This is a genomic window from Streptomyces sp. NPDC043996 (genome assembly GCF_056435225.1).
The window spans coordinates 162,664-186,126 of sequence record NZ_JBWKEY010000019.1 but is presented as its reverse complement, the minus strand read 5'-3'; the positions used below and the strand labels follow the sequence as shown (position 1 = coordinate 186,126).

Sequence of the window (23,463 nt, the reverse complement as noted above, 5' to 3'; positions counted from 1 at the left end):
GGTGCGATCTGCTGGGTGTGGGCTCGTGGTCCTGTGGGGTTGTGGGGCGGTGGTCCGTGGGGGTGGTGGTCCGGGGTGCCGCGGGCGGTGGTCCGTGCGTCCCGCGCGCTCCCTGGGCCGCGTGCGTTCCGTGAGTGCCGCGCGTGATGAACTGATGTACGAGTGAGCGTTGTTGTTCGGCGGTCAGTGTAGAGCCGAGTCTTCCGATTACTGGGCAGTCCTCGGATCTTTCTTGACCAAGTTGTGTCAACGCGGCGCGCCGGTGTGACGTTTGGGTTCTCACTTGTTCAACACGGGCCCGGAACGCGACATTTGGGAAGCGTCCTCTCTTGACGCCCCCGCGCCCCCTGTAGCACTCTGCCGCAGTGATCACGACTTACCACCGGGCCCTCGCGCCCGGCCGCGGGAGAGGCCGCCGATGAGCGGCGGCCCGGTCCTCGCCGTCGATCAGGGCACCTCAGGCACGAAGGCCCTGGTCGTCTGCCCCGAGCGCGGTGTGATCGCCTCCGGTACGGCGCCCGTGCGCCCCCGCCATCTGCCCGGCGGCCGCGTCGAGGTCAGCCCCGGCGAGCTCCTCGACTCCGTCCTCGCCGCCGGACGCGAGGCCCTGGAGCGCGCGGGCGAGCCCGTCGCCGCCGTGGGGCTCGCCAACCAGGGCGAGACCGTCCTCGCCTGGGACCCCGCGTCCGGCGCACCGCTGACCGAGGCCCTGGTGTGGCAGGACCGCCGCGCCGACCCGCTGTGCCGGGAGCTGTCCGCGCACGCCGACGAGCTGAAGCACCTCACCGGACTGCCGCTCGACCCCTACTTCGCCGCGCCCAAGATGGCGTGGGTGCGCCGCCACCTCACCCGGCGCGGCGTCGTCACCACCAGCGACGCCTGGCTGGTGCACCGGCTCACCGGCGCCTTCGTCACCGACGCCGCCACCGCGGGCCGCACCCAGCTCCTCGACCTGGACTCCGTCACCTGGTCCGAGCGCGCCCTGGCCCTCTTCGGCCTCGACGGCGAGGAGCTGCCCCGCGTCGTGGACGCCGCGGGACCCGTCGGCACCACCGGTGCCTTCGGCGCCGAGGTCCCCCTGACCGGTCTGCTCGTCGACCAGCAGGCGGCGCTCCTCGCCCAGGACGTCACCGAGCCCGGCAGCGCCAAGTGCACCTACGGCACCGGCGCGTTCCTGCTCGCCCAGACCGGAACCCGGCCGCGCCGCGGCGACTCCGGCCTGGTCGGCTGCGTCGCCTGGCGCCTCGCGGGCCGCAGCAGCTACTGCCTCGACGGCCAGGTGTACACGGCCGCGTCCGCCGTGCGCTGGCTCACCGACCTCGGCGTGATCGGCGGGGCCGAGGACCTGGACGCGGTCGGCTCCGCCGTGCCGGACTGCGGCGGCGTCACCTTCGTGCCCGCGCTCGCCGGGCTCGCGGCCCCCTGGTGGCGCGGCGACGTGCGCGGCTCCCTGACCGGCCTCGGCCTCGACACCGGGCCCGGGCACCTGGTGCGCGCCCTGTGCGAGGGCCTCGCCGCCCAGGTCGCCGAACTCGCCGACGCGGTCGCCGCCGACCTCGGCGAGCCCCTGCGCGGCCTGCGCGTCGACGGCGGCCTGACCCGCTCGGCCCTGCTCATGCAGACGCAGGCCGATCTGCTCCAGCGGCCCGTGGAGGTCTCCGCGCTGCCCGACGTCACCGCGCTCGGCGTCGGCGCGGTGGCCCGCCTCGGCCTCGACCCCGGGCTCACCCTGCGCGACGTCGTGCCCCGCTGGCGGCCCACGGCCGTCTACGAACCGCGCGTCAGCGCCGACGAGGCGGCCGAACGCCGCGCCGCCTTCCGCGCCGCCGTGACGTCACTGCTGGAACGCGACGCGCCGTCGGCGCGCACCCCGTCGTGAACCCGCCCAGAAAGGGGGGCGTCACCCGGACCGGCGCCCTCCCCGACGAGCCGTACGACGTCACCGTCGTCGGCGCCGGAGTCGTCGGCGCCGCGCTCGCCCGCGAACTGGCCCGCCACCGCCTGCGGATCGCCGTCGTCGAGGCGTCGGGCGACGTCGGCGAGGGCACCTCCAAGGCCAACACCGCCATCCTGCACACCGGTTTCGACGCCGTGCCCGGCTCCCTCGAAGCGCGCCTCGTCCGCGAGGGCTACGGGCGCCTGAAGGCGTACGCGGCCGAGAGCGGCATCCCCGTGGAGCCGGTCGGCGCGCTCCTGGTCGCCTGGGACCGGGAGCAGCTGGCCGCCCTGCCCGCGCTCCAGGACAAGGCGCGGCGCAACCACTACGACGACGCGACGCTCCTGGACGCCGCCGCCGTCCGCGCCCGCGAACCCCACCTCGGCCCCGGGGCGCTCGGCGCGCTCGCCGTGCCCGGCGAGAGCGTCATCTGCCCCTGGACGACACCGCTGGCGTACGCGACGCAGGCCGTGCGCTCCGGAGCGGACCTGCACCTGAACTGCCCGGTCACGGCGGTGGCCGCCGCCGACCCCGGTGCGGGCACCCCGCACACCCTGACCACGGGACGCGGCGAGCTGCGCACCCGCTGGCTCGTCAACGCGGCGGGCCTGCACGCCGACGCCGTCGACCGCATGCTCGGCCACGACACCTTCACCGTCACGCCGCGCCGGGGTCAGCTCATCGTCTTCGACAAGCTCGCCCGGGACCTGGTGCGCCACATCCTGCTGCCGGTGCCGACGGCGCTCGGCAAGGGCGTCCTCGTCGCGCCCACGGTGTTCGGCAACGTCCTGCTCGGCCCCACCGCCGAGGACCTCGACGACAAGACCGCCACCGGCTCGACCGCCGCGGGGCTCGCCGGGCTGCGCGAGCAAGGCGCGCGCGTGCTGCCCGCCCTCCTCGACGAGGAGGTCACCGCCGTCTACGCGGGACTGCGCGCCGCCACCGAGGACGACGACTACCAGATCCACGCCCGCCCCGACCAGGCGTACGTCACCGTCGGCGGCATCCGCTCCACCGGCCTGACGGCGTCCATGGCCATCGCCGCGCACGTCACGGAGCTCCTCGCGGAGGCGGGCCTCGCGCTCGGCGAGAGCGCGGAGCTCGCGCCGGTGCGCATGCCCAACCTCGGCGAGGCCTTCCCGCGCCCCTACCAGCGCGGCGACCTCATCGCCGCCGACCCCGACTACGGCCGGATCGTCTGCCACTGCGAACGCGTCACGCGCGGCGAGATCCGCGACGCCCTGCGCGCCACCATCGCGCCCGCCTCCCTCGACGGCCTGCGCCGCCGCACCCGCGCGCGCGGCGGCCGCTGCCAGGGCTTCTCCTGCGGGGCCGCCGTACGGGAGCTCTTCGAAGGGCGGGCGCGGGGCGGCGGCCCCCAAGGGTGCGGCGCGGCCCCGCGTGCGGCGTCCTCACGCGAGGCGCCCTCGCGTGAGGCATCCCCGCGCGAGGCATCCCCGCGCGAGGAGGGGCGATGAGGCGCGAGCGCGCCGTCGACGTCCTGATCGTCGGCGCCGGGCCCGCCGGCCTCGCCGCCGCGGCCGCGCTCGCCGCCGCGGGCGCGGGCCGGGTCGAGGTCCTGGAGCGGGAGGCGCGGGCGGGCGGCGTGCCCCGCCACTGCCACCACGGCGGCTTCGGCGACCGGACGCTCCTGGGCGTCGCCGTCCCCGGCACGAGCGGCCCCCGCTACGCCCGCCTGCGCGTGGCGGCGGCCCTGCGGGCGGGCGCGCGCGTGCGCACCGAGGTCACCGCCACCGCCTGGGCGGGCCCGCGCACCCTGGACACCACCTCGCCCTCGGGCCTGGAGCGGATCACCGCCCGCGCCGTCGTCCTCGCCACCGGCGCCCGCGAACGCCCGCGCGCCGCCCGCCTCGTCCCCGGCACCCGGCCCGCCGGCGTCTACTCCACCGGCGAACTCCAGCAGGCCGTCCACCTCCACGGCCAGTACGTCGGCTCCCGCGCGGTGGTGGTGGGGGCCGAGCCCGTGGCGTACGCGGCCCTGGACACCCTGCGCCGCGCGGGCGTCGACGTCGTCGCGCAGGTCACCCCGGGCGAGCGCCGCCAGGCGCCGCCCTGGCCCGCCGCCCGAGCACGGCTGCGGTACGGCGTCCCGCTGCTCACCGGCACCGAGGTGGCCGAACTGCTCGGCGGGGCCCGCCTTTCCGGCGTGCGCGTACGCCACCGCGACGGCCGCGGCGCCCTCCTCGCCTGCGACACCGCCGTGTTCACCGGCGACTTCGTCCCCGACCACGAACTCGCCCGCCGCGGCGGCGTCCCCCTGGACCCCGCGACCCGCGGCCCCGCGGTCGACGCCGCCTTCCGCACGGCGGTGCCCGGCGTGTTCGCCGTGGGCAACGGGGTGCACGCGGTGCACCGGGCGGGCGCGGCGGCGGCACAGGGCCGCCGGGCGGCGGCCCCGATCCTCCGCCACCTCGCCGCCGGGCACGCCTCCTGACCTGCGTACGGGAGCACGGGCTTCCCCGGCGTGGGGCCGGGCCCTAGACTAGAAACTAGCAACGCTAATTTTCGTCCCGTCGCCGCTCGGAGTCGCCGTGCGTACCGTTCACTTCGCCGCAGCCCGCCGCACCCCCATCGGAAGACTCCGCGGCGCCCTGTCCGGTGTCCGCCCGGACGACCTCGCCGCGACCGTGGTGCGAGGGCTCCTCGACGACCTGCCGCAGCTGGACCCGGGGCGCGTCGACGACGTGTACTGGGGCGCCGCCAACCAGGCGGGGGAGGACAACCGCAACGTGGCCCGGATGGCGGTGCTGCTCGCCGGGCTCCCCGAGTCCGTGCCCGGCGCCACCGTCAACCGCCTGTGCGCCTCCGGCCTCGAAGCCGTCACCACGGCGGCCCGCGCCATCGCCGCCGGGGAGGCCGACATCGTGCTCGCGGGCGGCTCCGAGTCCATGAGCCGCGCCCCCTTCGTCCTGCCCCGCCCCGACGAGGCCCTGCCGCACCGCATCGAGACCGCGGACACCCGCCTCGGCTGGCGCCTGGTCAACCCGAGGATGAAGGACCTGCACGGGCTGCTCTCGATGGGGGAGACCGCGGAGGCGGTCGCCGACCGGTACGGCGTCTCGCGCGAACGCCAGGACACCTTCGCCCTCCGCAGCCACCAGCGCGCCGCCGCCGCCCGCAAGAACGGCCGCTTCGACGACGAGATCCTGCCCGTCACCACGCCGGACGGCATCCGCGTCGCAGCCGACGAGGCCATCCGTGAGGACACCTCGTACGAGAAGCTCAGCAAGCTGCGTCCGGTGTTCCGCGACGGCGGCACCGTCACCGCGGGCAACGCCTCGCCGATGAACGACGGCGCCGCGGGGCTGCTCCTCGTCAGCGAGGAGGCCCTGAACGACCTCGGCCTGGAATCCCTCGGCAGGTACGCGGCCGGGGCCAGCGCGGGCGTGCACCCGGACGTGATGGGCATCGGCCCCGTGCCCGCCACCCGCAAGGCCCTGGGCCGCGTCGGCTGGTCCGTCGCCGACCTCCAGGAGGCCGAGTTCAACGAGGCCTTCGCCGCGCAGGCCCTGGCCAGCGTGGACGCCCTCGGCATCGACCCGGACCTGGTCAACCCCGACGGTGGCGCCATCGCCCTCGGCCACCCCCTCGGCTGCTCCGGCGCGCGCATCCTCACCACCCTGCTGCACCGCATGCGCCGCACCGGCGCCACCCGGGGCCTCGCCACCATGTGCGTCGGCGTGGGCCAGGGCAGCGCCCTGCTGGTCGAGCGGGACTGAATCCGGCGCGACGGGCAGCGCGACCGGCGGGGATGCCCCTAGGTTGTGCGGTGACGTCCGGCCGACCTGGGGGGTCCCATGCCGTTCAGCGACAACCGCGTACCGCACTCGGCCCGGATCTGGAACTACTGGCTCGGCGGCAAGGACTGCTACGAGATCGACCGGGAGGTCGGTGAGCGCATCCGCCTCGCCAACCCCCACATCATCGACATCGCCCGGGCCCAGCGCGCCTTCCTCGTCCGCGCCGTGGAGCACCTCGCGGGCGAGGCCGGCATCCGCCAGTTCCTGGACGTCGGCACCGGCCTGCCCACTGCCGACAACACCCACGAGGTCGCCCAGCGCGTCGCGCCCGAGGCGCGCGTCGTCTACGTCGACAACGACCCCGTCGTGCTCTCCCACGCCGCGGCCCTGCTCACCAGCACGCCCGAGGGCGTCACCGACTACATCGACGCCGACGTCCGCGACCCCGACACCATCCTGCGCGGCGCCGCCGCCACCCTGGACCTCACCCGGCCCGTCGCCCTGATGCTGCTCGGCATCACCGCGCACGTCGTCGACGACACGGCGTACGCGATCGTCGGCCGCCTCCTGGACGCGCTGCCGCCGGGCAGCCACCTCGTCCTGTGCGACAGCACCGAGGTCGTCCGCCCCCAGGCGATGCGGGAGATGATCGAGCAGTGGAACAAGGCGAGCGACAACCCGCGCCTCAACCGCACCCCCGAGCAGCTCACCCGCTTCTTCGACGGCCTGGAACTGCTCGCGCCCGGCGTGGTGCCGGTGTCCCGGTGGAGCCCCGGCCACCCGCGCGCGGGGGTGGCGGACGTCGACGACTACGGAGGCGTCGGTCGCAAGCCCTGACGCGGCCGCGCGCGCCTCACGCGGGCGCCGGTGCCCCGCTCCGGCCGCCCCGCTCCCGGTCGAGGCCCTGCGCCAGGTCCTCCGCGAGCAGCCGCTTGGCGATCGCGTCGACGGCGGCGAGGAGCTGACGGTCGTCCCGCACGGCCCCGCCTCCGGGGCGCCCGCCGTCCTTGTCCAGCTCCTCGGTGAGCCACCGCGTCCACTCCGCGCCGATGACCTCGGCCTCGCGCGCGCCCGCCGGGGTGTGCTGGAAGAGCGTGCCCGCGCGGGTGAGGTAGCCCTCGTCGACCATCCGCTCGAACACCGGCACCAGGACCTCGGGCGGCAGCTGGCGCCGGGCCGCGATGAGGTTGAGGTTCGCGTGCCCGACCAGGCGCGTGAACAGGGCCACCTGCATCACCGCCCACGCCCCGGCCAGGTCGAGGCGCGTATCGGACCTGCTGATGACGGTGCGCGCGGTGTGCGCGCCCTTGCGGCGCAGGATGTTGCCGACGGCCAGTTCCAGGAGCCGGGCCGAGTCGCCCGTCGAGGACGGCGACGCGAAGCCCTCGCCCATGTCCGAGGAGCTCATCCGCGCGCTGTCGCGCAACTCGACCTGCTTGAGGAACAGGGCCACGACGAACCCGACGCACGCCACCGGCACCGTCCACAGGAAGACGGTCTGCAGGGTGTCCGCGTACGCCTCCACGATCGGCCGGGCCGCCGCTCCGGGCAGCTCGTGCAGGCCCTCCGGGCTCCGCGCGGCCTTCGCGATCGTCTCCTGCGGCGCCGTCCCGGTCCGAGCCGCCTCGGCGACCCCGTCCCGCAGGTTCGGGGCCAGCGTGTTGGCGTAGATCGTGCCGAACACGGCCGTGCCGAAGGAGCTGCCGAGCGTACGGAAGAACGTGACGCCGGACGTCGCCGTGCCCAGGTCCGCGTACGCGACGGTGTTCTGCACGGCGATCGTGAGCACCTGCATGCACAGGCCGATGCCGGTGCCGAGCACGAACATGTACAGCGACTCCAGCCACGCGCTGGTCGCGCTGCCCATAAGGGACATCAGGAACAGGCCGACCGCCATCACCAGGGCGCCCACGATCGGGAAGATCCGGTAGGTGCCCGTCCTGCTGACCACGTTGCCGCTGAAGATCGACGCGATGAGCAGCCCGGCGACCATCGGCAGCGTCCGCACGCCGGAGACCGTCGCCGAGTCCCCGTCGACGTACTGGAGGTACGTCGGCAGGAACGTCATCGCGCCGAGCATCGCGAAGCCCACGATGAAGCTGAGCACCGAGCACACCGTGAACACGGGGTTCGCGAACAGGCGCATCGGCAGCATCGGCTCCGCCGCGCGGGTCTCCACCCAGCAGAAGCCCGCGAGCGCGGCGAGCCCGCCCGCGAACAGGCCGATGACGACGCCCGAACCCCACGCGTACTCGTTGCCGCCCCAGCTCGTCGCCAGGATCAGCGCGCTGGCGCCGACCGCGACGAGCGCGATGCCCAGATAGTCGATGACAGGGCGGGACGCCGACCGCACCGAGGGGATGGTGCGGGCGGCGGCCACCACGACGAGGATCGCGATGGGCACGTTGACATAGAACGCCCAGCGCCAGCTCAGATGGTCGGTGAACAGGCCGCCGAGCAGCGGTCCGATGACCGTGGACACACCGAAGACCGCGCCGATCGCGCCCTGGTACTTGCCGCGCTCGCGCAGCGGGATCACATCGGCGATCAGCGCCATCGCCGTCACCATCAGACCGCCCGCGCCGATGCCCTGCATCGCCCGCCAGGCGATCAGCAGCGACATGTTCGTGGCCAGGCCGCACAGGAACGAGCCGGTGATGAAGACGACCGCCGACACCTGGAAGACGACCTTGCGCCCGAACAGGTCACCGAACTTGCCGACGAGGACCGTCGCGACCGTCTCCGCGAGCAGGTACGACGTCACCACCCACGACATGTGCGCGGCCCCGCCCAGGTCAGACACGATCGTCGGAAGGGCGGTGCCGACGATCGTCTGGTCGAGCGCGGCGAGCAGCACACCCAGCATGATCGTGACGAACACGACATTGCGGCGGCGCCGGTCGAGGACTTCAGGCCCCTGCTCCGGCGCCCGCGCGGCCCCGGCGTTCTCGGTGACGGTCACAGGCCCACCCTCACACCGGCGGGGGACCCGTGCATGCGGGGCCGTCCGGTCCGGTGAAGGACCGCCCGGCGGGCCGCCACCCGGCGCCGCGCCGGGCGCCGCGCTGGTCAGCCGCGAGGGGCCGCCGCCGTCCCGCCTGTGCCCGGCGCCGGGGGCGGCCCGCCCTGGACGAGCACCGGTGCCGAAGCCGCCGGGTCCACGGCCTCCCCGTCCCGCTCCACGCGCGCGGCCAACTCCTCCGCCCACGCCGCCAGTTCCGCCACGCCGACCCCGTACGGCCGCTCCCGGCCCGGGGCCTCGGCGGCCCACGCCGTGACGGCGCCCGCGCCACGGCGCAGCAGCCGCGCCCCGCCCCTGGCGTTGCCGCGCGCCGCGTGCGTGAGGCCCACGGCGAGCTGGGCGAGCCCCTTCCACAGGCCCCGCTCCCCGGCGGGCCCGGACTTCCAGGCGTCCTCGAAGACCTCGTGCGCGTGGAAGGGCCGCCCGGCGCCGAGCAGCTCCTGCGCCCGCGCCAGGGTCTCCCGCGGCGCGCGGACCACCCCCTCCGGCTGCCGCGCGACGCCCAGCGCCCCGTACGGCAGCGGACGGCCGAGCCCGTCGCGCGGCCGCGCGTTGCGGGCCCGCCCCTCCGCGTCCCGGTCACGGTCCCCTGCTCCAGGTCCAAGTGCGGCGCTCATGCCCCGATTGTCGCCCGCGTCGGAGCACCCCGGCAGGTGGGGTAGAGTTCTACCTGCGTGATCACGCGGAACACCACCGCGGACAACGCACCGGGACGTGGCGCAGCTTGGTAGCGCACTTGACTGGGGGTCAAGGGGTCGCAGGTTCAAATCCTGTCGTCCCGACTTTGCGGAGTCGCGAGTCGAGGGGCCGTTTCAGAGAGATCTGAGACGGCCCCTCAGCCGTTCCCGGACAGGGGCCCTGCGGCCCGCCCGCCCCGACCTGGACGAGGGCGCCCCCGCGCGGGAGTTGGCCGCGTCGCGCGTGCGGCCGGTGTGGCAGGGGGGCGGGCCGTGGTCGGCCGGATGACGTCTGTACCCGGGCGGGTGAACGCCCCTAGCCTGTGCGGCCTTCGTGGTCTGGGGGGTCTCGTGAACGGTCTCCGCGCGGTCGTCGTCGGCCTGGTGCTCGCGTGTGCCGCGGTGGTGTCGCCCGGTGCCGCCGCGCGCCCCGCGCCGGGCTGGTCGGACGTGCCGGTCCCGGCGGCGGCCGGGCCGGTCACCGTGACCGAGCTCGCCGCCCGCGGCCCTGGCGAGGCGTGGGCCACCTCCTACGAGCAGACCGCCGACGGACCGCGGCCGATGCTGCACCGGTGGGACGGCGCGCAGTGGAGCCGGGACACCACCTTCCCCGGCGCCGGTGAGCGGGGCTGGCTCCGCGAGGCGCAGTTCGTGGGGGACGAGATGTGGACCCTGCGCGTCAGCGAAGGGAAGGGCGAGATCCTGCGCCGGTCGGCGGCGGGGTGGAGCACCGTCCCGGTGCCCCGGACGCTGTGGACGTACCAGGACTTCGTCGCCGTCCCGGGCGCCGCCTGGGTGATCGGAGAGGACGGCACCGGCCTGAAGGTGCTGCACTACGACGGCGGTCGCTGGACCGAGCAGTCCACCCCGGACGGGGTGCTGTACCTGATGGGGATCACCGCGCGCTCCGCCACCGACGTCTGGGCCTGGGGGAGCACCCGCACGGGGAACACCGTGCTGCGCTGGGACGGCACGGCGTGGCGGGACGCGGAGGTGCCGCTGCCGCCCAACGCCAACGTGCACACGACGCTGCTCGAACGGGACGGCCGGGTCGCGATCGGCGGCAGCCAGTACGCCGACGGCGTGGGCCGCACGTACCTGATGACCTGGAACGGGCACGCCTGGCGCACCATCCACCCGCCGCTGGGCGACACCTACACCAAGGGCATGGCGCGCGGCCCGGACGGCGCGCTGTGGCTGCCGATGGTCAGTGACCGCGCATTCCAGTCGAAGTACGCGCGGGTGGACGGCCGCCGCACCACCTTCTCCTACGGCCCCGAGCGCGAGGACGCGATCGAGGTGAAGCCGCGGGCCCTGGTGCGGACCGGATCCGCGCTCCTGGCCTTCGGGACCGTCGAGGTCTACGGCTCGAAACCGAACCTGATGAGCGAACGGCGGAGAGGCTGACCATGGCACGCAGACTGTTCGTCGCGGCCCTCGCGATCGCCATGACCGCCCTCGCCGCCCTGGCCCCGGCCACGGCCGAGACCGCGTCCTGGCGGCACGTCCCGGTCCCGGCCGAGGTGCGCCCGCAGGCCGCGCTCAACGAGGCCGTGGCGTTCGGCCCCGACCGGGCGTGGGCGGTGGGCGCCGACGCCGTCGGCCGCTCGGCGCCGGGCTTCCCGCTGGCGCTGCGCTGGAACGGGACCGCCTGGCAGCGCCAGGGGCTGCCCGGCGTCCGCTGGCAGGGCGAGCTCCTGTCCGTGGCCGCGACCGCGCCGGACGACGTCTGGGCCGTCGGCCGCGACGCGGCGGGCGGCGCCCGCCTGCTCCGCTTCGACGGCGCAGCCTGGCGCGAGAGCAAGCCGCCGGGCGGTGTCGCCCTGACCAAGGTCGTCACCGGCGGCGGCGAGACCTGGCTGATCGGCACGCGCGACGGCGCCCAGGCCCTGCTGCGCCGGGACGGGCGCGGCTGGCGGGACCTGCCGGTGCCGCCGGGCTCCGTGTACGGCCTGGACGTCAAGGCGGCTGACGACGTCTGGGCCGCGGGCGCGAGCGCCTCGGGGGCGACCGTGTCGCACTGGGACGGGCGGGAGTGGCGGCAGACGGTCGTGGACGGGTTCCCGCGGGCGGGCCTCGGCAGCATCCTCGCCGTCTCGCCGACGGAGGTGTGGGCGGGCGGCACGGGCGGGTTCATCGGCGGCCCGCCGGGCCGCCCGATCCCGCCCCTGCTCGTCCGCTTCGACGGGCAGACGTGGAGCCGGGTGACGATGCCCACCAACTTCGGCTCGGTCACCTCGCTGACCCCCGCCGCGTCCGGCGCGCTCGGCTGGGTCGCGGTGACCCGCTCGCAGAAGTTCGGCCCGCCGGGCAGCGTGCCGCCGATCGTCCCGGGGCCCGACTTCCTCGCCTGGAACGGCCAGTCGTTCACCGAGTACGACGAACCTGCGGTGGCCGGGGAGGGCGAGTCCTCGCTGCTGCGGCTCGCACCGGTGCCGGGCACGCCGACGGTGTGGTCGGTCGGCCGCGCGGGCGGCCCCGAGGGCACCTTCGCCCCGCGCGTCCTGCGCTTCGACTAGTTTCGGCCTCGCGGCGGGCGGCGGCGAAGCGGAACACCACCACGCACTCATACGCATGAGGCGGCTGACTCGGGGCAGGCGCCTGACGAACTCCCGTGGAGGGGTTCGGTTTCGGCGAGAGGAAGGTGGACGGTGTGGCTGCCGCGACGGGTGCAGTGTCCGGGACCCGGGTGTCGACGGAGCGGAACGGAGCGTGCGGAGCGCTGCCACTGATCGAAGAGCCCGCGGCGGTGGAGCCGCACAACGCGCGGGTGCTCTCACGGCAGTTCTTCGACCGCCTGGCCGTCCTCGAAGAGGGCACCCACGACCACCAGTACGTCCGCAACACGCTGATCGAGATGAACCTGTCCCTGGTGCGGTACGCGGCCTCGCGCTACCGCAACCGCGCCGAGGACATGGACGACATCGTGCAAGTGGGCACGATCGGCCTGATCAAGGCGATCGACCGCTTCGACCTGTCGCGCGAGGTGGAGTTCACCACCTTCGCCGTGCCCTACATCGTCGGCGAGATCAAGCGCTTCTTCCGCGACACCAGCTGGGCCGTCCACGTGCCGCGCCGCCTCCAGGAGGCGCGCATCGAACTGGTGAAGGCCACCGAGGAACTCGCCAGCAGGCTGGACAGGGACCCGACGACCGCGGAGCTCGCCGGGCTGATGTCGCTGCCGGAGGACGAGGTCGTCGAGGCCCGCAAGGCCGCCAACGCCTACACCTCGTCCTCGCTCCACACCAGCCTGCTCATGGGCTCCGGCAGCGACGAGCGCGAAGCCGCCCTGGTGGACTTCATCGGCGCCGAGGACGAGGGCTTCGAACTGGTGGAGAACGTCAGCAGCCTGGCCCCGCTCATCGGCCGCCTCTCCGAGCGGGACCGGGAGATCATCCACATGCGGTTCGTGGCGGAGCTGACCCAGGCGGAGATCGGCGAGCGGATCGGGGTCTCGCAGATGCAGGTCTCCCGGCTGCTCTCCCGCATTCTGAAGACCCTGCGCGCGGGCCTCCTGCCCCAGGAGGCCTGAACGCCCGCGTCCGCGTGACGGAATGCGTACCCTCACGGCCCGGCGCGTGGATGAAAGCCGCCCCTCTGTCACCCGCCACGACAGGGTTTGTCGCGGGATATCCGGAACGCTGAGCGCACCGAAACGGCCACGGTGCCAAAAAGCAGTCGGTACGGCGAGGGCGTGCTGGCCGCGTTCGGCCGCGGCCGCCTAGGATCGCCGACGCGGACCGCGGCCACGGCGGCGGGGCCGCTGAATCGCTCGCGCCGCCCGCACCGGACGGGCACACCTTGAACGCCGCGAGGGAAATTCACGGGGACACAAGACGGGGACACAAGGGGGAGAAGAAATGACGGGGGAAAATCCGCGCGCGGATTCCTTATCCGCCGCTCAGGTCAGCGGCATACGGTACGTGCACACCCTGGGCCCGACCGGAACCAATCTGGAGGCGGCGGCCCACCAGTGGTTTAGGCGGCGCGGCCTCACGGACGAGGGACGGGTCGTCCTGCACACCTCCCTGGAGGACGCGATGGCGAGCGTCCCGAGGACCGGCGAACACGCCCTGCTCGCCTGCGCCGTCTACCCGGAGCTGCACACGCTCGTCTTCGGCAACCTGCACAGCTGCCACATGGTCGACTGCTTCCTGTGGCCCACGCACGCGATGGTGCTCGCCGTCGCACCGGACACCGGCGCCGAGCCCCGCACCGTGGCCACGCACCCCGCCCCGGCCGGTCTCGTACCGGCCGCGAGCGAGGCCCGGTGGGTGACCAGCAACGCGCAGGCCGCCATCGACTGCGCCGACGGCAAGGCCGAGGGGTGCGTCACCACCGTCGTCGCGGCGCGGGCCCACGGCCTGCGGGTCATCCGCGACTTCGGCGAGGTGCCGATGGTGTACACCGTCCACCGCGTCCGGGAGAACGCCCGGTGAGCGCCGTGGACGGTGCCCACCGACTGCACGACGACATGCTCGGCGAGGCCGCGCTCCTCGGCCGCGGCCTGCTTCCCCGCATCGACGCGTTCCGCACCCGCCAGCGCGACGACGGCACCGTCCCCGCGCCCGGCCCCGAGGACCGCGAGGCCCTGCTCGCCATCAAGGGCGAGGCCGTCCGCTGGTTCGCGGGACACGGCAGGACCCCGCAGGCCGACGCCCTCGCCGCCGACGTCGACGACTGGCTGGCCGCCGGGCTCGACGCGCCGCCGCACTTCGCCCGCAGCCGCGACGCCCTCACCGCCCCGGCCGACGGCGACTGGGCGGCGTTCCTCGCCCCCGTACAGACCACCAACAGCGTCCCCCCGGTCGGCAAGCGCCTGGAGTTCTTCCTCGTGCGCCGCAAGGAGCCCGACGCCCTGCCCGCCCTCGCGGAGCACTATCCGCACCCCAAGAACAACTGCCAGGCCACCGTGCTGCTCGCGGGCAGCGAAGGGCTCACCAAGGGAAACTGCATCGTCTTCTTCCCGGAGAATGTCGCGGCCCACGACAAGGTGACCGAACAGAGCTACGCGATCTTCTTCTTCAGCAAATTCCGCAGGATTCACGAGACGTTCGCCGTGCCGTCCGCGCGCTCCGTACTCACCCCCGATTCCGTGCCGCTTGCCTCCACCGGACTCGACCCCGAGGCGTGTTATCAAGCGCGCTCCGTCTGGGGATATCTGCACGACTACTTCCACCACCAAGGGCGGTGGCCGCTCGACCGCCACGTCAAACTCAAGATGAACTGGTTCATCGGTTTGCTGGAGGAGACGAAGGTCGACGCCAAGACCGTGCTCGCCTGCCACACCGACAGCGCCGTCCCCTACGCGGACGAGCAGATCGCGATGATCCTCCTGGAGCGTATGTTCCGCTATCCGCTCGACGCCCACGCCGTCCGCAACTTCGACGCGGGCACCGGCGTGTTCCTCTACTCCTGGCTGCGCGAGCGCGACGCCCTCGCCGAGACCTGCGACGGATGCCTGCGCCTGGACGCCGACCTGGTCCTCGACGGACTGCGGGACCTGGTCGAGACGATCGAGGGCATGGAAGCGGCCGTCAGCACCCCCGCGGAGTACCGCGCGGCCGCCAAGGCGCTCGTACGGACGCAGCTGCGCGCGGGCGACGAGGACGCGGGCGACCGGTACGCCTTCACCGACGACCAGCGGACGCTCGTGCGCGCACGAGCGGACCTCGCCGCCGTGCCGCCGCTGGGCTTCGTACCGGCGGAACTGTGAACGACAAGAAGGGACTCGCAGCCATGGGGAGCCTGGACCGGGCCACGATGGACGCCGCGGTGCGGCGGTACTTCGAGGCGTGCAACACAGTGGACCGCGACCTGTTCGCGAGCGTGCTGTCCGAACAGGTCGTGCACTATCTGGCCCACGGCATGTCCGGGCCCGTCCACGGCATCGACCCGATCGTGGAGCGCTGGGGCGCCGACGTGCGCGCCAACGGCTCCCACTGGGCCGTCGACGCCGTCTACGCCGACGAGCACACCCGCGCCGCCGTCTGCGAGTGGACCGCCTTCAAGCCGCGCCTGAACAAGGTCCTGCGCGGCGCGGAGGTCTACCGCTTCGACGACTTGGGCCTGATCGACGAGGTACGCATCTACTACGCGTCCCGGCGCGACGACACCGTCGACGCCAACGAACTACAGGGCTATCCCTACGCCGAGCGGGGGTTTTCCACATGACCCGCGCCGCCCCGCCCCTGGACGACCGGGACGGCGTCATCTGGCTCGACGGCGATTTCGTGCCCTGGCGCGAGGCCACGCTGCACGTCCTCAGCCACGGACTGCACTACGGCGGCAGCGTCTTCGAGGGCGAACGGGCCTACGAAGGGCGGGTCTTCGCGCTGCGCGCGCACAGCGACCGGCTCCTGGCGTCGGCCCGCGAGATGGGCTTCGCGCTGCCGTACACGGCCGCGGACCTGGACGCGGCCACCCGCGGGGTGGTGGCCGCGGCGGGCATCGGCGACGGCTACGTACGGCCCGTCGCCTGGCGCGGCAGCGACTCGCTGCGCCTGGTCGCCCCGGACACCACGGTGCACGTCGCCGTCGCCGCCTGGCCCTGGCCCCGGATCTTCGCCGACGGGCCGCGCGGCATCCGCCTTCGCACCTCGCGCTGGCGGCGCCCGGCCCCTTCGACGGCCCCGGTGCGCGCCAAGACCGCGGCGCTGTACGCCATCGGCGCGCTCGCCGGGCAGGAGGCGGAGGCGGCGGGCTGCGACGACGCGCTGCTCCTGGACCACCAGGGGCGGCTCGCGGAGGCCACCGGCGCCAACCTCTTCCTGGTCATCGACGGCGCGCTGCACACCCCGCCACCGGAGTGCGTCCTCGACGGCATCACCCGCCGCACCGTCATCGAGGCCGCACGGGGCCTCGGCCTCACCGTCGTCGAGCGCCACCTGTGGCCCGACGAACTGGGCCGCGCCGACGAGGTGTTCCTCACCGGCACCGCGTACGAGGTCCAGCCGGTGGCCGCCGTCGACGGCCACCGGTTCCCCGTCGGCGAGGTCGGCACGGCCCTCGCCGCCGCCTACGCGCGGATCGTACGGGGCGGCTCCGGCCCGGAGCGGACACCGGCCCTTGACGAGGCGGCCGCGGCGACCCCGCCACGCCCGGTGGGATGACCAGGACGGCCCCGGAGGGCGGCAGGCGCGCGGCCTGGGTGGCCGGCGCCCGGGCGGCCGTGCCCTTCACCGTCGCGATCTTCGCGTTCGGCATCTCCTTCGGCGTGCTCGCCAAGGGCGCGGGCTTCGGCGCGCTCGCCGCGACCTCCATGTCCGGCCTGGTCTTCGTGGGCTCCTCGCAGTTCGCCGCGGTCTCGGTGATCGTCAACGGCGGCGGCTGGGCGGCCGCGGCCGTGGCCGGGACGCTGCTGAACCTGCGCTATCTGGTGATGGGCTTCGCGATCCTGCCCGCCCTGCGCGGCGGCCGGGCCCGCCGCGCGGTCGAGTCCCAGCTGGTCATCGAGGAGTCCTGGGCCATCGCGAGCGACGCGGACGGCCGCTTCGACCGGGTGCGGCTGCTGTCCTCCGGCGTTGTGCTCTGGCTCGGCTGGGTCCTGGGCACCCTGCTCGGCGCGATCGGCCCGTTCAAGGCGGTCGACATCCTCAACTACGGCCTGGACGCCGTCTCGCCGGTCCTGTTCTTCCTGCTGCTCGCACCCCATCTGGGCACCGCGCCGAAGCGGACGGCGGCCGCCACCGCGGCGGTGTGCGCCGCCGTCCTCACAGCCGTGGCCGTGCCCGACGCGGCCATCGCCGTGGCCTGTCTCATCGCCGTCGGCTGGACCTGGCGCACCGGGAGGAAGCGTTGAGCAGCGACCCGTGGATCGTCGTCGGCGCCCTGGTGGTGACCACGTTCCTCATCAAGGGCGCCGGTTCGCTGGTGCTGGGCGACCGCGAACTGCCGGGCTGGTTCCCGCGGTTCGTGGAGTATCTGACGCCCGCGCTGCTCGCCGTCCTGGTCGTCACCCAGCTGGTGGGCTCGGCGGGCGCGCACGGCATGACCTTCGACGCCCGGATCGCGGGCTTCGCCGGGGCCCTCGTCGCCTGGCGGCTCAAGGCACCCGTACCGCTCGTCGTCCTGGTGGCCGCCGCGGTCACGGCGGCGGTACGCGCCGTGGGCTGACCCCGGCGGCCGCGTGCCGCACGGCGGCGGCGACGTCCAGGGCGCGGTCCACGCCGGTCCTGTGCCCGGCGGTCCGGTGCAGCCGCAGGGCCCGCTCGATCGCGCGGGCCGCCTTGTCGTGCTGGCCGAGCGCCAGGTGCACCCGGGCGAGCTCCGTCTGCGCCTCGCCCTCGGTGAGCACGAGCCCCGCCTGGCGCGCGGTGCTCAGCGCCCGCCGGTTGTGCGTGAGGGCGTCCCGGTTCTCGCCCAGGTGCCGGTGCGCGGCGGCGAGGCCGGTGCAGGCCTCGGCCTCGGCGCGGCGGCAGCCCGCCGCGCGGGCCGCCGCCAGGGCGCGGCGGTGGTGGTCGAGCGCGCCCGGCACGTCGTCCAGGCGCAGCAGCACCGTGCCGAGGGTGTTGAGGGCGTCCGGCTCCACCAGGCGGCGGTGGGTGCGGTGGGTGACGCTGAGGGCGTCCACGGCGTACTTGAGGGCGAGCCGGGGGTCGCCGCTGTCCCGGCACACCGCCGCGAGGGCGTTCAGCGCGCCCTCCGCCGCGTACGTGGACAGCAGCCTGCCGTCGGCGGCGAGGGCCCGGGTGAGCAGGTCCTGTGCCTCGTCGAGCGCGCCGAGCGCGTGGTGCGCGGCGCCGAGGCCCCACAGGGACAGCATCACGGTGTGCTCGTCGGCGGAGGCCTCGGCGCGCTCGTGGGCCTCGGTGAAGTGCCGGTGCGCGGCGTCCAGGCGTCCTTGGTCGAGGCGGACGCGGCCGAGCAGGAACAGCGCCCACGCCTCCCCGGCGGGCTGCTCGTCCCGCCGGTACAGCTCCAGGGCCCGCTCGGCGTCGCGGGCGGCCCGCTCCAGCGCTCCGCGCTCGCGGTGCGAGGCGGCGAGGCCGAGCACGGCTCCGGCCCGCTCCATCGGGACCCCGGCCCGCGCGAACAGGGCGTCGGCGTCGGCGCTGTGCCGCAGCGCCTCCTCGTGCCGGGCCAGTTCCCACAGGACGTAGCACAGGCTCCAGTGCATCACCGCCCGCGCGTGGTCGTCGTGTGCGGCCTCGGCGGCCCGCAGCCCGGTCTGCGCGGCGCGCAGCCAGTCGGTGCGCTGGCCGTGCTCCATCAGGTGGCCGTGGAGGGCGAGCGCGGCCTTCCAGGCGAAGGGGCGGGGCCCGTGCTCGACGGCGTACCGCGCGCAGGCGAGCAGCGCCGGGCGCTCGTCCTCCAGCCAGGCGAGCGCGGCGGCGCGGCCCGCGAAGACCAGCGGCGTGGTGGGGGAGCCGTCCGGCTCCGGCGGGCGGGCGGCGTACCAGGAGTAGAACGTGCCGTACAGCAGGTGGGCGGCCTGCTCGGCGGTGCCCAGGTACCAGGTGAGGAGGCGGCCGACGGCGCTTTCGCGGGCCGCCGTGCTGTCGGTCTCCCTGGCCCGCTCGCGGGCGAACAGGCGGACCAGGGGGTGCAGTTCGAACCGTCCGGGCCGGGGCGACTCCAGGAGGCCGCGGGCGACCAGCTGGTGCAGTGCCCGGAACGTGGCGGGCCCGCTGGCCCCGGCGAGGGCGGCGGCGGCCGGGGCGGAGACCGCGGGTCCGGGGGCGAGGGAGAGGAGCCGCAGGAGGTCCTGTTCCGGGGCGGGCAGGGTCCGGTAGGAGAGGGCGAGGGCGCTGCGGACGCCGGTGTGCTCCTCGCCGTCGAGCGTGAGCCGGTCCAGGCGGTCGGTGCCGCGCAGGTCGCTGACGACCTCGGCGAGCGGCAGGTACGGGTCGCCGATGAGGTGCGCCGCGACGATCCGCAGGGCCAGCGGCAGCCGCCCGCAGAGCCGGACGGCCTCGGCGGCCGCCTCCGGCTCGTCGCGGACGCGGTCGGCGCCGATGACGCGGCCGAGCAGCGCGAGCGCCTCCTCCTCGCCGAGGACGGCGAGGCTCACCCGGTGCGCGTCGTGGAAGGCGGTGAGGCCGCGCAGGTCGTTGCGGCTGGTGACGACCACGAAGCAGGAGGGAGAGCCGGGCAGCAGCGGCCGCACCTGTTCGAGCCCGGCCGCGTCGTCGAGCAGGACGAGCACGCGCTTGCCCGCGAGGAGCGAGCGGTACAGGGCGGCCTTCTCGTCGGTGCTCTCCGGCAGGTGCCCGGCGCCCACGCCGAGGGCCCGCAGGAGCTGCCCGAGGGCCTCGTCGGCGGTGGTGGGGGCAGCGGGGGTGTGGCCGCGCAGATTCACATAGAGCTGGCCGTCGGGGAAGCGGTCGGCCACCCGGTGCATCCAGTGCACGGCGAGCGCGGTCTTGCCGACGCCCGCCATGCCGGAGACCGAGGAGATCACCAGGGTCTGCCCGGGGCCCGCGTCGAGCTGCGCGAGCAGGGCGTCGAGCTCGCGCAGACAGGCGGTGCGGCCGGTGAAGCTGGCGACGTCGGGCGGGAGCTGACGGGGCACCGGGCGGGCGGCGGGCGCGGGGTCAAGGCCGGGCGCGGGCCTGGGGAACAGGCCGGGGTCGCCGGTGAGGACGCGCTGGTGGAGCTCCTTGAGCGGGCGGCCCGGCTCGATGCCCACCTCGTCGTCGAGGAGCTGGTAGAAGTCGCGGTACGCGGTGAGCGCGTCCGCCTGGCGGCCCGAGCGGTACAGCGCCAGCATGAGTTGGCTCCGCAGCCGTTCGCGCAGCGGGAACTCGCTGACCAGCGTGGTCAGTTCGGCCACGGAAGTCTCGTACCGGCCGAGGTCGATGAGCGCGTCGAGGCGGTCCTCCCTGGCCACCAGGCGCAGCTCTTCGAGGCGGTCCGCCTCGGCCAGGGCGAAGCCGCGGTCGCTGACCCCTTCGAGTGCGGGCCCGGTCCACAGGGCGAGGGCCTCATCGAGGAGGGCGACGACGGCGTCGGCGTCGTTGTCGGCGGCGGCCTTGTGGGCCTGGTCGGTCAGGTGCACGAAGCGCAGGGCGTCGATCTGCTGGTCGCTGACCTGGAGGGTGTAGCTGGTGTTGCTGCGGGCGCCCGCGCTGACCAGGACCTCGAAGCCGGAGGTGGCGCGGCGGCCGGGCTCCAGGATGCGGCGCAGGTGCAGCACATGGGTGCGCAGGGAGCTGACGGCGCCGTCCGGGGGGTCGCCCTCCCACAGCAGTTCGGCGAGGCGTGAGGTGCTGACGGGGCGGCCGCGGGCGAGCGCGAGGGCGGCGACGAGCGCGCGCTGCTGCGGCCCGAGGCCGACGTGGCGGCCCTGGACCTCCACGCTCACCGGGCCCAGGAGCCGGACGCGCACCGATTCCTTCGGTGCCGGTGACTCCTCGGGGCCCGAGGTGCGGCTCACGCTCTTCCCTCTGCTTCCCTGTGCCAGGTGCTGCCCTAGTCGCGTGTCCTCCCCCGTCCGGTGGTCATCGCCGCGCGTTCATCCGGGGCCGGTGACGAAGCCCCGGATCACCCCGCCGGAGACGGTGAACTCCCACGCGGTGCCGATGTCGCCCCAGATGTCGTTGTGGAAGCGGGCGGTCACCGACAGGCCGTCGGGGGACTCGCCCACGACCTCCATCCGGGCGTGGGAGGAGAGCAGCTCTCTCTCCACCCACGCCTCGAGCTCGCGTTCGGTTCCCACGTCGACGACGGTGGCGTCCTTGGCGAGGACGGCCCACAGGGCCACCTGGTCCTGGGCGTTGACGGCGTCGACGAAGGCGCGTACGGCCGGGTGGGACGGCATGCCGCCGGCAGTCATCTCTCGTACCTCTCCTGGGGTGTGTTCCTGAGGGCCTGGGGGGTCGGGGCCCGGGGGTGCGGCGGTCAGTCGCCGGTCGCGGCCCGGTGCAGGGCGTAGGTGTCCTCGAACAGGTGGTAGCGCGTGACCTGGCCGTCGACGACCGTGAGATGGGCGGCGAAGGGCGTGGTCAGCGGCTTGCCGGTGGCTTTGACGGTGTCCCGTAGATGACCGATGATCACGCCCTGCTCGCCGTCGACCACGATGTGCGTGACGGTGAACTCCTCCGGCCGCAGGTACGCGTGGAGCGTGGTGAAGAACGTCATGACGCCCTTCTGCCCGGTGTGGTTCCCCGACCACGGCACCTGCGGGGAGCCGGGGGCGAGGAACTCGGCGGACTCCGCGAACAGCCGCACCGCCCCGTCCAGGTCGCGCTCGGCGAGCCGGTTCAGATAGGCGTCGATCACTCCTCGGGTGGTCTGCGCGGATGCCTCGGGGGAGTGCGGGGACATCTCACCAACTCCTCGTCTCTCGCCGGACCTCGGTCGTGGAGCCCCAGTGTGGGGCGCCTGTGGCGCGGAGCGTAAGGCAGTCGCCTGATTCCCGCCACGAGTTGGCGGTCGACGGCGGGTGAGATCGGGGTGGCGGGGGCGGCGAAGGGGCGGAGAAAGGGGGGAGGCAGGGGGAGGCAGGGGGAAGACAAGGCGGAGACCGGGCGGAGACAGGGGGAGAGGCCCCGGGGGTCAGTCGTCGCGGACCGTGACGTCGCCGATCTTGGTACGGGCCTCCACCGCGGTGTCCGCCGCGTCGTCCAGGGCCACGGCCACCCTCCGGTCCCCGATCTTGGTGTGGGCGGTGACGTCGTACGGTCCTGACGTCCGCGGCAGGCGCAGCTCCACGTCGCCCGTCTTGGTGACGGCCCGAAGGCGGGTGAACGGGCCGGTCCGCGAGACGCGGACGTCGCCCAGCTTGGACGTGGCAGCGGCGGTGTCGAAGGTGACGTCGTTCAGGGTGACCGCGCCGGTCTTGCTGGCGCCGACGAGCCGGTCGCCGTCGACGTGTTCGATGCGGACCCCGCCGATCTTGGTACGGGCCTCGACGGAGCCGCGCACGCCCGTCACCGACACGTCGCCGAGCCGCGTCACGACCCGCACGCGGGTGCCGGCCCTGACCGTGAGGCGGTAGTCGGACCCGCATCTGCCCATGCCCTCGCCGCAGTCGGCGGTGACGCGCAGGGTGCGCCCGCCCCGGCCGATCCGCTCGATCCGCTCGTCGGGCGAGCGCAGCGACGAGGTGAGCTTCTTGCGCAGCTCGGTCCTCTCGCCCCGGCCCGCGACGTCGACGCGGACGTCGCCGCTGTCGATCTCGACCACCACGGCGCGCACCCCGGGGCCGATCGCGGTGGTGCCGGTCTCGGTGCGGGTGACCAGGAACAGGAACAGGTACCAGGCGCCGCCGCCGACCAGCGTGAGCGCGGTCAGGAGCGCGAGGACGCGGACGGCGCGGCGCAGCGGGGAGCGGGCGGGGCGCGCGGGGCGGGCCGGGGGGCGCCCGGCCGTGCCGGGAGGGGCGAGGGTCTCGTGCATGTCCGAACTCCTGTCTGCGGTGGGCGGGGCGGGCGGGGCAGCGGCAGGTCTCAGTCCGGTGGGAGCGGGGTGCCGGTCAGCGATTCGAGGTACCGCAGGACCGCGCGCACGCGCCGGTGGCCCTGGTCGTCGGGGAGCAGGCCGAGCTTGGTGAACAGGGAGCGGATGTGCTTCTCCACGGCGCGCTCGGAGATGAACAGGCGTTCCGCGAGGCCGCCGTTGCTGAGCCCCTCCGCCATCAGCGCGAGCACCTCGCGCTCACGCGGGCTCAAGGCCGCCAGGGCGTCGTGCCGGTGCCGCTCGGCGAAGATCTGGCTGACCACCTCGGCGTCGAGGGCGGTGCCGCCCGCGGCGACCCGGCGCAGCGCGGCCACGAACTCGTCGACGTCGGCGACGCGGTCCTTGAGCAGATAGCCGAGGCCCACGCCGCCGTGCGCGAGGAGCTTGGCGGCGTAGCGCGCCTCCACGTACTGGGAGAGGACGAGGACGGGCCGCCCGGGGTCGGCCGCCCGGATGGCGAGGGCGGCGCGCAGCCCCTCGTCGGTGTGCGTCGGCGGCATGCGCACATCCACCAGGCACAGGTCAGGGGCGGTGTCGGCGACAAGCGCGAGCAGTTCGTCGGCGTCCCCCGCCTGCCCCACCACGTCGATGTCCTCGTCCGCGAGCAGCTTGGCGAGGCCGCCGCGCAGCAGCACGGAGTCCTCGGCGATCACGACGCGCAGCATG

At 74.6% G+C, this 23,463-nt stretch carries 20 protein-coding genes, 1 tRNA gene and 1 pseudogene; 15 read left to right on the top strand and 7 right to left on the bottom strand.

What is annotated here, in order from left to right; genetic code table 11:
• The first annotated feature begins 418 nt into the window (after positions 1 to 418).
• The 5 genes and pseudogenes from AC07A4_RS37585 to AC07A4_RS37565 all read left to right on the top strand — a co-directional run bounded on the left by AC07A4_RS37585 (position 419) and on the right by AC07A4_RS37565 (position 6,534).
• Positions 419 to 1,879 (top strand): FGGY family carbohydrate kinase, encoded by a 1,461-nt coding sequence (locus AC07A4_RS37585; protein ID WP_478608017.1) that lies wholly within the window; start codon positions 419 to 421, stop codon positions 1,877 to 1,879.
• The gene (locus AC07A4_RS37580) at positions 1,876 to 3,414 is read left to right on the top strand and encodes an FAD-dependent oxidoreductase (protein WP_478608015.1); all 1,539 of its coding nucleotides are present in this window, start codon (positions 1,876 to 1,878) and stop codon (positions 3,412 to 3,414) included. Before AC07A4_RS37585 ends, AC07A4_RS37580 begins: the two co-directional genes overlap by 4 nt.
• Positions 3,411 to 4,373, top strand: a pseudogene (locus AC07A4_RS37575) (NAD(P)/FAD-dependent oxidoreductase); the annotation flags it as partial. The gene AC07A4_RS37580 and the pseudogene AC07A4_RS37575, both read left to right, overlap by 4 nt.
• Before the next feature lie 115 nt (positions 4,374 to 4,488).
• On the top strand, positions 4,489 to 5,676 hold the full coding sequence (locus AC07A4_RS37570; protein WP_478608013.1) for a thiolase family protein: 1,188 nt from the start codon (positions 4,489 to 4,491) through the stop codon (positions 5,674 to 5,676).
• Positions 5,677 to 5,754: 78 nt separating this feature from the next.
• Complete coding sequence (locus tag AC07A4_RS37565; RefSeq protein ID WP_478608010.1) at positions 5,755 to 6,534, top strand: SAM-dependent methyltransferase; 780 nt, start codon at positions 5,755 to 5,757, stop codon at positions 6,532 to 6,534.
• A gap of 16 nt (positions 6,535 to 6,550) precedes the next feature.
• Here the strand turns inward: AC07A4_RS37565 and AC07A4_RS37560 are convergent, their stop codons facing one another.
• Positions 6,551 to 8,659 (bottom strand): MDR family MFS transporter, encoded by a 2,109-nt coding sequence (locus AC07A4_RS37560; RefSeq protein ID WP_478608008.1) that lies wholly within the window; start codon positions 8,657 to 8,659, stop codon positions 6,551 to 6,553.
• Between the two features lie 107 nt (positions 8,660 to 8,766).
• Entirely contained in the window at positions 8,767 to 9,336 is a 570-nt protein-coding gene (locus AC07A4_RS37555; protein WP_478608006.1) for a DUF309 domain-containing protein, read from the bottom strand.
• Between the two features lie 91 nt (positions 9,337 to 9,427).
• On the opposite strand from AC07A4_RS37555, the gene AC07A4_RS37550 reads away from it, so the two are divergent.
• The 10 genes from AC07A4_RS37550 (at position 9,428) to AC07A4_RS37505 (ending at position 17,511) form a co-directional block, all read left to right on the top strand.
• Positions 9,428 to 9,501 (top strand) — tRNA-Pro (locus tag AC07A4_RS37550).
• 246 nt (positions 9,502 to 9,747) lie between these two features.
• A complete protein-coding gene (locus AC07A4_RS37545) occupies positions 9,748 to 10,803 on the top strand; it encodes a hypothetical protein (protein ID WP_478608004.1) in 1,056 nt (351 codons plus the stop codon).
• A 2-nt stretch (positions 10,804 to 10,805) separates the two neighbouring features.
• Positions 10,806 to 11,915, top strand: a complete 1,110-nt coding sequence (locus AC07A4_RS37540; RefSeq protein WP_478608002.1) for a hypothetical protein — start codon at positions 10,806 to 10,808, stop codon at positions 11,913 to 11,915.
• 155 nt (positions 11,916 to 12,070) lie between these two features.
• Positions 12,071 to 12,928 (top strand): RNA polymerase sigma factor SigF, encoded by an 858-nt coding sequence (locus AC07A4_RS37535; RefSeq protein ID WP_478608076.1) that lies wholly within the window; start codon positions 12,071 to 12,073, stop codon positions 12,926 to 12,928.
• Between the two features lie 391 nt (positions 12,929 to 13,319).
• Positions 13,320 to 13,835, top strand: a complete 516-nt coding sequence (locus AC07A4_RS37530; RefSeq protein ID WP_478607999.1) for a type 2 periplasmic-binding domain-containing protein — start codon at positions 13,320 to 13,322, stop codon at positions 13,833 to 13,835.
• Positions 13,832 to 15,112 (top strand): DUF6421 family protein, encoded by a 1,281-nt coding sequence (locus AC07A4_RS37525; protein ID WP_478607997.1) that lies wholly within the window; start codon positions 13,832 to 13,834, stop codon positions 15,110 to 15,112. The genes AC07A4_RS37530 and AC07A4_RS37525 overlap by 4 nt, the downstream gene beginning before the upstream one ends.
• Complete coding sequence (locus AC07A4_RS37520; RefSeq protein ID WP_478607994.1) at positions 15,109 to 15,570, top strand: nuclear transport factor 2 family protein; 462 nt, start codon at positions 15,109 to 15,111, stop codon at positions 15,568 to 15,570. Before AC07A4_RS37525 ends, AC07A4_RS37520 begins: the two co-directional genes overlap by 4 nt.
• Positions 15,567 to 16,508, top strand: a complete 942-nt coding sequence (locus AC07A4_RS37515; RefSeq protein WP_478607991.1) for a branched-chain amino acid transaminase — start codon at positions 15,567 to 15,569, stop codon at positions 16,506 to 16,508. Before AC07A4_RS37520 ends, AC07A4_RS37515 begins: the two co-directional genes overlap by 4 nt.
• The gene (locus AC07A4_RS37510) at positions 16,505 to 17,197 is read left to right on the top strand and encodes an AzlC family ABC transporter permease (RefSeq protein ID WP_478607989.1); all 693 of its coding nucleotides are present in this window, start codon (positions 16,505 to 16,507) and stop codon (positions 17,195 to 17,197) included. The genes AC07A4_RS37515 and AC07A4_RS37510 overlap by 4 nt, the downstream gene beginning before the upstream one ends.
• On the top strand, positions 17,194 to 17,511 hold the full coding sequence (locus AC07A4_RS37505) for an AzlD domain-containing protein (RefSeq protein ID WP_478607987.1): 318 nt from the start codon (positions 17,194 to 17,196) through the stop codon (positions 17,509 to 17,511). Before AC07A4_RS37510 ends, AC07A4_RS37505 begins: the two co-directional genes overlap by 4 nt.
• Here the strand turns inward: AC07A4_RS37505 and AC07A4_RS37500 are convergent.
• The 5 genes from AC07A4_RS37500 to AC07A4_RS37480 form a co-directional block, all read right to left on the bottom strand.
• Positions 17,483 to 20,773, bottom strand: a complete 3,291-nt coding sequence (locus tag AC07A4_RS37500) for an AfsR/SARP family transcriptional regulator (protein WP_478607986.1) — start codon at positions 20,771 to 20,773, stop codon at positions 17,483 to 17,485. The genes AC07A4_RS37505 and AC07A4_RS37500 overlap by 29 nt on opposite strands.
• A 78-nt stretch (positions 20,774 to 20,851) precedes the next feature.
• Positions 20,852 to 21,172, bottom strand: coding sequence for a nuclear transport factor 2 family protein (locus tag AC07A4_RS37495; protein WP_478607983.1), 321 nt, complete (start codon positions 21,170 to 21,172; stop codon positions 20,852 to 20,854).
• Positions 21,173 to 21,237: 65 nt separating this feature from the next.
• Positions 21,238 to 21,663, bottom strand: a complete 426-nt coding sequence (locus AC07A4_RS37490) for a nuclear transport factor 2 family protein (protein WP_478607980.1) — start codon at positions 21,661 to 21,663, stop codon at positions 21,238 to 21,240.
• Between the two features lie 231 nt (positions 21,664 to 21,894).
• Positions 21,895 to 22,737, bottom strand: coding sequence for a DUF4097 family beta strand repeat-containing protein (locus AC07A4_RS37485; protein ID WP_478607978.1), 843 nt, complete (start codon positions 22,735 to 22,737; stop codon positions 21,895 to 21,897).
• A 50-nt stretch (positions 22,738 to 22,787) separates the two neighbouring features.
• Positions 22,788 to 23,462, bottom strand: coding sequence for a response regulator transcription factor (locus AC07A4_RS37480; protein ID WP_478607975.1), 675 nt, complete (start codon positions 23,460 to 23,462; stop codon positions 22,788 to 22,790).
• Position 23,463: the final 1 nt, after the last annotated feature.